10 protein-coding genes are annotated in these 10,734 nt (G+C 41.0%); 9 read left to right on the top strand and 1 reads right to left on the bottom strand.

Features of this window, described 5'->3' with window-relative positions:
* Nucleotides 1–456: 456 nt before the first annotated feature.
* Nucleotides 457–861 carry a hypothetical protein gene (locus WA1_RS00855; RefSeq protein ID WP_017742120.1) on the top strand — a complete coding sequence of 135 codons (405 nt, stop codon included), beginning with the start codon at nucleotides 457–459 and terminating at the stop codon, nucleotides 859–861.
* Nucleotides 862–896: 35 nt separating this feature from the next.
* Here the strand turns inward: WA1_RS00855 and WA1_RS00860 are convergent, their stop codons facing one another.
* Entirely contained in the window at nucleotides 897–1,457 is a 561-nt protein-coding gene (locus tag WA1_RS00860) for a hypothetical protein (RefSeq protein ID WP_017742119.1), read from the bottom strand.
* Between the two features lie 990 nt (nucleotides 1,458–2,447).
* Here WA1_RS00860 and WA1_RS00865 point away from each other — a divergent pair.
* The 8 genes from WA1_RS00865 to WA1_RS00900 all read left to right on the top strand — a co-directional run bounded on the left by WA1_RS00865 (nucleotide 2,448) and on the right by WA1_RS00900 (nucleotide 10,715).
* Nucleotides 2,448–3,776: a HEAT repeat domain-containing protein gene (locus tag WA1_RS00865; RefSeq protein WP_017742118.1), complete on the top strand. Its 1,329-nt coding sequence runs from the start codon at nucleotides 2,448–2,450 to the stop codon at nucleotides 3,774–3,776.
* A 109-nt stretch (nucleotides 3,777–3,885) separates the two neighbouring features.
* On the top strand, nucleotides 3,886–4,563 hold the full coding sequence (locus WA1_RS00870) for a DUF6073 family protein (protein WP_017742117.1): 678 nt from the start codon (nucleotides 3,886–3,888) through the stop codon (nucleotides 4,561–4,563).
* A gap of 27 nt (nucleotides 4,564–4,590) precedes the next feature.
* Nucleotides 4,591–5,622 carry an SRPBCC family protein gene (locus WA1_RS00875; RefSeq protein WP_017742116.1) on the top strand — a complete coding sequence of 344 codons (1,032 nt, stop codon included), beginning with the start codon at nucleotides 4,591–4,593 and terminating at the stop codon, nucleotides 5,620–5,622.
* Nucleotides 5,623–5,999: 377 nt separating this feature from the next.
* Nucleotides 6,000–6,434: an ester cyclase gene (locus WA1_RS00880; RefSeq protein ID WP_017742115.1), complete on the top strand. Its 435-nt coding sequence runs from the start codon at nucleotides 6,000–6,002 to the stop codon at nucleotides 6,432–6,434.
* 29 nt (nucleotides 6,435–6,463) lie between these two features.
* Complete coding sequence (locus tag WA1_RS00885; protein ID WP_017742114.1) at nucleotides 6,464–6,964, top strand: ester cyclase; 501 nt, start codon at nucleotides 6,464–6,466, stop codon at nucleotides 6,962–6,964.
* Nucleotides 6,965–7,059: 95 nt separating this feature from the next.
* A complete protein-coding gene (locus WA1_RS00890) occupies nucleotides 7,060–8,676 on the top strand; it encodes a Dyp-type peroxidase (RefSeq protein WP_017742113.1) in 1,617 nt (538 codons plus the stop codon).
* 11 nt (nucleotides 8,677–8,687) lie between these two features.
* The gene (locus WA1_RS00895; protein ID WP_017742112.1) at nucleotides 8,688–9,662 is read left to right on the top strand and encodes an Npun_F2552 family protein; all 975 of its coding nucleotides are present in this window, start codon (nucleotides 8,688–8,690) and stop codon (nucleotides 9,660–9,662) included.
* Between the two features lie 12 nt (nucleotides 9,663–9,674).
* Nucleotides 9,675–10,715: a hypothetical protein gene (locus WA1_RS00900; RefSeq protein WP_017742111.1), complete on the top strand. Its 1,041-nt coding sequence runs from the start codon at nucleotides 9,675–9,677 to the stop codon at nucleotides 10,713–10,715.
* Nucleotides 10,716–10,734 lie beyond the last annotated feature (19 nt).

Below are 10,734 nucleotides of genomic sequence, written 5' to 3' on the forward strand. Positions count from 1 at the left end.
AAACCATTATAGTACAGGTACTAAAATAATTTTATATTTTCTTAAGAATCCTTCTAAGACAAATATGTAGTTTTTTATACATTGATGAGATTTGATGGTTTTGATAGTATATACAGCAGATTGCAACTAAATGAGGTACGGATTGTTGTAGGGGCGCAAGGCCGCCGCGCCCCTAACGATGTACTTCATTTACCTGAAATGCTGTAATTGAAAGTGTTTTTAATTTTATCTTGTATACATCAAATTGTCATTACAAATGAAATTTCGCCAAATATTACCTAAGAATAGCTACTCTATCAGACCCTTCCTTCTAGAGTCTACGCTTTTACGCTTCGTTATGTTTTCCTTAAAAATACAGTTGTAAGCTTTAAAAATCACAAGATCTGAAATGACAAAAAGTCTGATTATTTATAAACTTGATTAATAGAAAGAATGACTGTAAATAAATTATAAATAATGAGCCCGCAAAAAAGACGCAAAAAAGCTACACCTGAGGACAGTACTCGACGCTTGACTCTATACATGACAGAATCACTCTATACTCTTCTGGAGTCCCAGTCTCAAGTAGACGGAATTTCCATGTCAGGGTTGACAGTCAATCTGTTATCATTATTCCTGGCTTCTCCTCAAGGTCAAAAGCTTAAGGAAGAGGCTAAACAACAGCACCGCACTCTTATTCAACAGTTAGAAAATGACTTGCTCCGATTTGAAAAAGAACTTTCACCAGAAACCTTAAGTGAGATACAAAGGTTAGCAGAATTGAGTGAAAGAAGTTTAGACCAGATGATATTATACTTGGTCAAGTTGGGATTACGTATTTATAAAATGCGAATTGAGTCTGATTTGAATGAGCAATTGTGATGCAGAAAATTGTAGTAATGTCCTTCATGGGGTACTTAACTAAAAGTAGGACGCTTGAAAAACATGACTAAGCTTGTTGCTTCTTCTGGTATCAATCCCACAAAGTTTGCTATGAAGCATTCTACTGGTAGCTCAACAGTAATGTCACGAACAATCCTGTGCTTCTCTGGAGAACCATCTGTATAAATATAAAGTCTACCATGGCTACCATCCACATATTCAACAGTTAACCTGTCAAGAGATTTTGCTAAGGCGATTTTTTCAGCTATCCTTTCTCGAAGCTGAATCTGCTTAACATTAGCCAAAGTTTGCCAGCCGCAAGATGGAGCTAATGTATCGCTCAACCATACAGTATCAATCAATTGAACCGCATCTGGAGACAGGCTTGATGTCTTCAAAGATGAATGAGGCTGGATATTGTTAGTGATTTTGCCATTAGACCACCAAGACCAAAACTCAGTACAATGTAGTAATTTTATTGTTTGCTTATATTCTCTTCTAATGAAATCAAAATTCTTAAATTTAGCAATTCTGCCAAGATTTTGCTGTTTTTTTTGGCTCTGAAATTTTTGTTTGTAGAATACTTTAAAAAACATATTCTTCCCATCCAATTTTTTTTTCAAAGCGAACTATAAATATACTTGACGTTCTTGTGTATGTTATGATAGGTATGATTTATATCAACAACAAGTATTAAAAGTTCATTGAAATCTGTCGAAACAATAATCAACTTAATGCCTATAGGAATCCTAAATGAGTTACAAACAATTTTAGGGAATGTAGGGTGGGCATTGCCCACCATCAAGTCTTTTGTGCGGCATAGCTTTACCTACATATAATTTACAAATCAAATAGGATTGCTGCTATATACAAAAAGGCATAAAGATGTATTTCTGCGCCTATAGAAACCAAAATGCGAGCAAGGAGTACCTTTATTTCTTTTTAGGGATTTCAAGGAATGAGTTACCCAAATTACCCATCTTATGAAATGGACGTCTCCAGTCATCCTATATTAGTGGTGGGCGATGAGCACCACACTACAAGAAATTTTGAGATATTTTTTATTAGGAATTCCCTGAGAGACTAACTTGTAGAACAGACAAAGCTTGCAAGAAATTAACTGGTTTCAACGCTAATATGGAGATGGTTGACCGTAGGATTGAGGTAAAAGTTCATAAAAAAATGTAGCTTTACGTACACTTTGTCTTGTGCTTGAGAACACAAGAGAGTGATTCATTAAAACTACATTTAATTAAGTATATTATCTCATTGCTTGACTGAGGATACTCTAAGAGTATACAAAACTTAAGAAAATAAAAAGAAAAATTTTAGTTATAAATACTTATAAATCGAGCAATAACACCCGTATAACACAGGTAGCACAGCAGTTCGCAGAATTCTGCTCTGATTTCAGAATGAGCAATTTCAGAGAAGTCACAGTTTCATATCCTAGTTGTACGATTAAGAGGAAATCAAACCAATACCACCTCAAGTCTGGCAACTCTTTCCATCCTCAAGTAGAAATTAAAGAATCATGAGGTGAAAGTTACGATAAGCATCTCAAGTCATAAGGAGAAAAGCAAATAATGGCTATTGACCTTTGCAATAAACTAGAACTAAAACGCCATGCTGACGCTTTAGTCCCAGGGGAGAATCAGCCTAAGGTTGTATCAAGAGACGATCGCGATGGAATTGATAACTTAAATCCCGAACAGAGGAAAATACTTGAACTTGCCTATCAATCAACCCTTAGCTATGCCGATCCGCGACACATTGTAGGCGATCCTGCTGCTTGGGCAAGTGACTTTGGCTATGCGTTAGACCGGGTTTCCATGCGTCTAGATGCAAGACCTAGCGATCGCTTACGCCAAGAAGCTTTGAGTCATCCCGATCCGGTTATGCGCGAACAAGCGCTCTACGAGTATGTCGATCGCAACGAAAAAGACGCGATCGAACTGCTTTGTCAGGTGGTCGAGCACGATCGCGATCGACAAGTGCGATGGGATGCGCTTTGGGCAATAGAAAAATTAGGCGGTTTACGGGCAATTCAAGTACTACAAAACTTCCAGAATGATGCCGACCCAGAGATTGCTGAATGGGCAAGTGTTTTTATGGGAGAGTTACAAACAGGAGATCCAGTCTTTGACAATCGTGAATGTCGCTACACTCCAGGACGAACATTTGATGAAACTATATTCTTACTGATTCACTGCGATCTCTATATCCGTCTTGATGATGCTAACCAGGTTTGGGGAAAACTTTCACTAGCACCACAAGGATTGGCTCGCGTCTACGGTCAAGCTCATGCATGTCCAAATGTAGAAACCCGAGAGCGACAATTGGTTATTGCCAAAGCAATTTCTGGTCTCCATGCTGATGGCAGCTTACACATTGATAACTATCTATTTCGAGGTTTTACGGAACGAACCTGTCCAGATAGAGGAAACTTCTACTTTGAATCACAAGTAAAACGTCCATTTTACCTTTCTGGAAAAGCAGACGATCCCTCCCAAGGAGTACGAGATGCTCTCATTGGCTTTGCTCGTCAAGGTTGTTGGTATTTGGACAATCGTTTTAAAATCCGGGGTGCTGACGCAATTCGTTATGTACGCGGACGTTTTCAAGGCTGGGGCTATACCAACCTTCAACGGTTAGCAGGTAAGTCGTTAGAAGAAATTATTCAACCAGGAAACGGTATTCTCTCAACACTGCACGATCCAGTGACAGGTCTATTAACCAATGTGTTTATATCAGGTACATTTAAGGGCAAACTCAACGATTGGGATGGCGATGGTTACATCGACCTGAATTCACGTGATGTTTACGCCACAACAGAAGGAGAAGTAGATTCCAACATGGACGGTATTCCAGATGTTCCTGGTCTATCCTGCTGTCCAGGTAAACCTATTCTTTAGGTCTGCTTTTATACCATTATTTCTACACTCACTCGTCTCTATAAAAGCTTGTCTTAGTTGAGACGGAGTGTAAAGAAAGTTAAATAACTCAACTCATGAGAAATTTATTATGACTGCAGCAGATACTTTAAAAAATCATCACAGCAAGAAATTAGCTTGGGGACCTCAAATTGATCTGAATGGATTGGATTATTTGTATCCACCTCAAGCTGTTGAACCATATACACCTCCCGTACCAGGTGTTGATAATTTGGGAATTACTTCCACGGACACTTTTTTGGTACCTAGTATTGGTGAGTTCACGGTCAACTTTCAGGGATATGTACGGGTAGCTCGTTCTCAACCAACCACCAATCACTGGAATACTGCAGAGGTTTTCACGAATTTAATTGATATGTGTATGCGTGGAGAAGCACCAGGAATTGGATCGATTATTGTGACTCTCAATCCTGATATTCTCTCAACGGGACAACTACGCACTCCTTATGCTGACATAAATTGTGAAAAACCTGCTAAAGCTTGTCGCATGGCTGTTGGGGCATTATTTAACCTACCACAACTGAATATGACCCTCTTTAATAAAGAACCGATAGAGCTAACAATTGATGACGTCCGAGCCATTCCGCCAGCTGGTAATCCTGGAAACGGACAAATTTATCACATTTTGCCATTGTTCGATCTGTCTAATCCAGATGGTGCTCCTGCAGCATACCTCACAGGTCTCAAATTCACAATGGGGCATTACGTCACGGAAGCCAAAATTCAGAGTGTTTTGCAAGGTTCTTAGTCAATGAATAGCAATGTCTGAGATATCATGACTTTAACTAACGGATCTGACCAAAGCACAGGAACAGTTGCCTCTAATGAGTTGAACGTACTTAACTTTCCTAGTCTAGAAAACGTAGACGAGAAGATACCGCGTCTGTTTGCTCCAGAAGCCCAAACAATTGTACGCGATCGCTGGGAACGGTTAGTAACTAGTATTGACATTCCAGCAACTGCTGAGGATGTATGGCGAGCATTGACTGACCCAGATAAACTCAAACTCTGGCTAGCAGTTTGCCACGGCTCCTTAGAACAACTCCATTCCGATTGTGTCTTAGATTTTGAAGATGGCGAGTTTTTCTTGTGTCGCTCCATAGCTGTTAAACCACTCTCTCAACTTCAGTATGTTTGGCGCTGGTTGGGAATTGGTCAAGCCACAACTGTAACTTGGCAATTGGAATCCACTGAACAAGGAACGCGGGTAACAGTCATTGAGGAAGCCCTCAACCCGCCGTGGGATTGGCAAACCTGGAATGGAGGAGGTTGGCCTGGTATTCTCGACCAGTTAGCTGCCTATTTGCGAACAAAAATGGAGTGGCGTTGGCCTTGGCGACGCATGGGTCCCTACGTACAAATAGAATTGCCAGCACCTGTCTATCCTGCCTGGGATAGACTTTTTAACCCAGCAAGTTTGAAGTACTGGCTACTTGTTATGCAAGGACACATTATACCAGAGCAGTCATTAACTATTTTAATGGGAGATGCCAGTGGCACAGTCCAAATGACGGTGCATGAAGTGATTCAGCCCGGACAAACTCCCCCTTCATTTCTGCCCTCAATCAACTTCTCGCTGAGCAGACCTGCTTGGAACAGTTCTGTGGGAGGAAGATGTTGGCTGGAACCCGCAGGGTGGGGACGCAGTTTGTTTCAAGTATTTCATTATGGCTGGGAAAACTTGCCAGCCGGATTGCAATTCTCAGAAAGGAAGATTCTAACTCGTTTTTGGGCAGATGCAATACAGCGTGCTGGCTTAATGTTTAGACCTCAGGAAATACCAGGCGGTCCCCATAATTGGTCGTAGGATAAAAACCATCTCTACAACTACAAACTCGTGTTATACCAAATCCCTTTGTATCGGAATTATTCCTCCATCCTCTCCCTCTGCGTCCTCTGCGTTCTCTGCGGTTTTTAATCATTCAGACGCTACCGGATTTGATATTACCTCCTGCTTCCCCAGCACTAGCCCATTTTGTTCAAACCTAAAAATGATAGTGAAGGGGATTTTCTAGGGTTTGAGGTGGGGGGTTTGCATTCTGTACAAATACCCCCTTCTCGCTATAAGATTTTCCTCTTTCTTTGTCTTTCTTTGCGCTCTTTGCGTCTTTGTGGTTCATTTAAATAAATAATCTTCGAGCGGAAAGGGAGTAGTCCATAAATCTTGAAAAAAGGAAGAAGCCAATGTTAACTCCAGAACAACTAGAGGAAAAAAAGATTGTCGTTCGTCGCTGGGTAGAACAAGTTTTCAATGGGAAAAATTTAGCGGCTGTAGATGAACTCAAGATAGCAAACTACGTTGACTGGACTCCTTTTCCCGGTCAAGGACCAGCATTAAGAGGATTTAAACCTGTTTTAGAACTCTTTTTAACGGCCTTTCCTGACTTTCATTACAGAATTGAGGATGAACTAGCTGAAGGAGATTTGGTCGTATTTCGGGGTACTTGGAGAGGAACTCATCAACGTGAGTTCATGGGACTTCCACCCACTGGACGTGAGGTGACAGGACAGCGAATCGATACTTTTCGAGTTATTGGTGACAAGATGGTGGAACACTGGGGTTGTGGTAACGAATTAGATGTCATGCAACTTATTGGTGCTATTCCTTCAGAACAGTAGCTTCTCTATCAACTTAAGTAGGACATTATATGCCAACTATCAACGGAAATGCCTCCGAGTCCATAGAAGAAAATAAGGCAATTGTTCGTCGTTTTTTGGAAGAGGTTTTCAACCGCAGAAATCTCACCGCAATAGATGAACTTGTTGCTGTTAATGCCATCGATCATTACAAACAAGGCTTGACTTTGTGGTTGCTGCTTTCTGCTTTTCCTGACTTTCGCATCACCATTAGAACCATGATCGCAGAAAATGACAAAGTTGCAGTTGTCTCAACTTTGTATGGGACACATCAAGGTTCGCTCATGGGCATTCCGTCCTCTAACAAACCCGTGTCTATAATAAAGGCAGATATCTTCCGTATAGAACATGGCAAGATTGCAGAAATTTGGCAAAACGGAGACTACATCGGTTTGATGCAACAAATTGGGGCTGTTGATGTCCGACGTCTAACTTATCACTTACAAGTTGCAACAGAAATTGGCACTAAAGCACCACCTGCGGTTGTCACAACCAAGGTACAATCACTTTGACTTCCTGACGCCATACTGTACTAGTCGGTGAAGTCACCCTATGACTCGGTAGATTGGAGTGTTGATGCAGCACAAAAAGGACGGAGGATATTTTTATGTTAGTTGAATCAGGAAAGACGATCGCTACATCCTCTGCACGGGAAAAGACGAACACCCAACAAGAACCTGTACTGGAAATTGGTGAGATTCAGGGTCATATTCTGCCTGGATTCAACAAAGATTATCATACATTTCTTTTTCTTGAGATTATAGAAGTACAACAGGTCAAGCATTGGCTGCATCAAATTCACTCCAGTATTATCACTCTTGAAGCGATATTAAACTCTCATCAACGCGATCAGAAAACGGAAAATTCTTGCCATGAACTCAACATTTGGCTCAATATTGCTTTTTCTTTTAATGGACTGAGCAAGCTGATTAATGATACCGATCTATTTACTGATGCAGCATTCAAAGATGGTTTACATAACCGCTCCGAGCTATTAGGCGATCCGAGCGATCGCAATGCTGAAGGCAACTGCCACAATTGGGTTATTGGTGGTTTTAACAATGTTCCCGATATCATATTAATTATCGCTGGTGACGAGCTTCATTGTGTAGCGAACAAAGTCAATCAGATAGAAACAAACTTAAACAGTGGCTTGAAAATAATGTTTCAGCAAGCCGCAGCAGTTTTGCCTCCTCCCTTAAAGGGTCACGAACATTTTGGCTTCCGTGATTGCATCTCTCAGCCTTGTGTTCGAGGGCGAATTTCAGACGAGCCTGACAGCTTTCTCACACCGCGCCACGCTCCCGCTCATTTGCACCAGGAGCAGCCAATCCAGGATTTAATTTGGCCTGGTGAATTCATCTTTGGCTACCCTCGACAGAATCCAGTTGATAAACTTTTGCCAGGAGCAATTGCCGAAGCTAGTCCTGCTTGGGCTAGAAACGGCTCTTTTTTAGTTTTTCGGAGGTTACGTCAGGACGTTGAAGTTTTTCAAGAGTTTATTAAAACTGCTGTCAAAAAACTGAGTGCGGACAATCCTGCACTTGCTGATATTTACCCTGAAAAATTAGCAGCAAAATTAATGGGGCGTTGGTTCAGGGGTACGCCAATTCTCCACGCACCAGATAGTGACAATAATGTGGAAATTGCCCAAAACAGTTTGCTGAGTGATTACTTTACTTATGAAGGTTCCAACGACTTCGTTTTCAACGATATTTCTGGAAAAGACAATTCTCGTGAGTGTTTACATATGTCAGGGGATGTGATGGGATTAATTTGTCCTCACGCTGCTCATATTCGTAAGGCGTTTCCACGCGATACAAAGACTCTTGGTGGTAGTGAAGCAGATACTCAAACCCATCGCCTGCTTCGTCGGGGAATTCCATTTGGGGAACCATTTCCTGCTCCAGGAGAAAGAGGTTTATTATTTTTTGCCTATCAAACTTCAATTGAACGGCAATTTGAGTTCATTACCACGAATTGGATTAATAATTTTAACTTTCCTGATAGTGGTGCTGGATACGATCCTATTGTTGGTCAAAATAATAATCTTGGAGAAAACCGCATTCGGACTTGGACTTTGCCGATAAAAAACACTGATGGTCATCTTACAAAGATTTCTATAGAGCTTCCCACGGATTGGGTCATTCCAACAGGTGGAGGCTATTTCTTTGCTCCCTCCATCAGTGGCTTAAAGCATTTAGCGGGAGCATCATTAAACTAATCGCGACAAAAATGAAATTTACTTCTGTTAGCTTAATTCGTGCAAATTCTTACGAGCAACAGTCGCTATATGCTGCGTTAAAAATCTTGTTGGAGCCATTGGGAGGAATGGCTGCGTTTATAAAACCAGGCGATCGCGTTCTCTTAAAACCCAATCTATTAACAGGTTCGCGACCTGGAAAAGAGTGCATCACTCGTCCAGAATTAGTCTACTGCGTTGCTCAAATGGTCAAAGCAATGGGCGGTCAACCTTTCTTAGGAGATAGCCCAACCTTCAACAGTGCCAAGGGAGTCGCAAAGGCATCAGGTTATTTACCTGTTGCTGAAGAACTAAATCTCCCCATTGTGGAATTACACAGCAAACGATACCAAACAGAGAGTCAAGAGTTTCAGCATTTGTTGCTTAGCAAAGAAGCAATGGAAGCAGATGTTGTGATTAACTTACCTAAGGTGAAATCCCACTCACAACTCATATTAACGCTAGGCGTGAAAAACTTATTTGGTTGCGTACCAGGTAACACAAAAGCTTGGTGGCATATGGAGATTGGCTCAGATAGTTTTCGCTTTGGCAAAATGCTGGTTGAAACAGCACGAGCTATCAATCCAGACCTGACCATTATTGATGGCATTATTGGACATGAAGGCAACGGTCCGAGTGATGGAGAACCACGCTATCTGGGCTTATTAGGAGCTTCTGAGAATGTATTTGCCCTAGACAGAGCGATCGTGGAGGTCTTGAAAGTAGATCCAGCAGTTGTTCCAACAGTGACTGCTGCAAGGGAAATAGAACTTTGTCCGGATCTAACGGCGATTCATTTCCCTCATTTAAAACCGCAAGATATCCAAATTTTAGATTGGCAACTCCCTATTAAATACATCCCAATAGACTTTGGTTTACCTGGTGTGGTTAGATTTACGCTCAAATCTTTGTTTAGCAGACTTATGAAAGAACGGGTGAATTTTCCCCATGCCAAAGAAATGACTTAAGGAGATAGCACAATGCAATTTGGTTTAACAAAGTTGTTTAAATTGACAATTTCTATGATTAAACTAGCTGTAAAGCTAACAATTCTATTATGTGTTACTTTAGCAATTTTTGTCCCCTTGCCTTGTTCTGCACAAGGAGTCAAAATTGCACAAGCACAACCACCTGGTATTTCTTCTCCATTTCTAAGTCCCCGCTTTCCTCGAAGTGGAACAAATTTTATTCCTAGCAGATTCGACCTAGATATAGAAATTTTGAGCGGTCCAAATGCAGGCGAGAAATTGACGTTAAGTAATTTTACTGACATAATGGTAATATCTCGCAGCAATGCATTCTTAGATCGCGGTCCTTTAGCGAATGACACTAGCAACTTAAAATTCGACTTCAAAGACCAGAATGGAGAAGGCGAAAAATTTCCGAAGCTTGCTAAACTACGGCAAAAAGGAATTTCACTAAGTCCACAAGTCAAGGATTCAGATTTTTTAGTCATTCCTGAAGGTTTTAATGGAACTGGAGCGAGAACTGTTTTTGTAGAAATCGTATCTATAGATGCAAAATCTGCTGATGGCTCTGCTGAGATTTTAGTCGGACAAGCCCTTAAAGATCGGTTCCCCAATATCTATCAACCAGCGTTAGGGATGATTGTTGCAGAAAGAAATAATAATAAATTTCCAGCGAAAAGCTTTTTCATCCCTTATGGAGTCATTAGAACAAAATTTGGAGACTTTCTTGCAAACGCGAAGGGATTTGAAAATCCAATTTATGCCTTTGCAACCCCTCCTTCCCAGGAGTTCCCAAATATATCTTTTGACCTGGAAGACAAGGGAGAAAGTTATAGAGTAGCCCAACCAACACTGTTGGTCTCTGTTGACAATCCTTCTGGTCCTGCAGTAGCAAGATTAAATCAAGTTAGGTTCACAAATGCTACAACAGTTCGCACAACTGCAGGAGCAATTAATCTCGTATCTCCTGAGAATCAACCACAGCCTAGATTAGATAAAGGAGAAACCTTTACGAATTCAACAAACCAGGAAGTTCTATTTCCTAGTGAGTAATTTCGTGCTGTTCTTCAAG

Source organism: Scytonema hofmannii PCC 7110 (assembly GCF_000346485.2).
Classification (GTDB): Bacteria; Cyanobacteriota; Cyanobacteriia; order Cyanobacteriales; family Nostocaceae; genus Scytonema; species Scytonema hofmannii.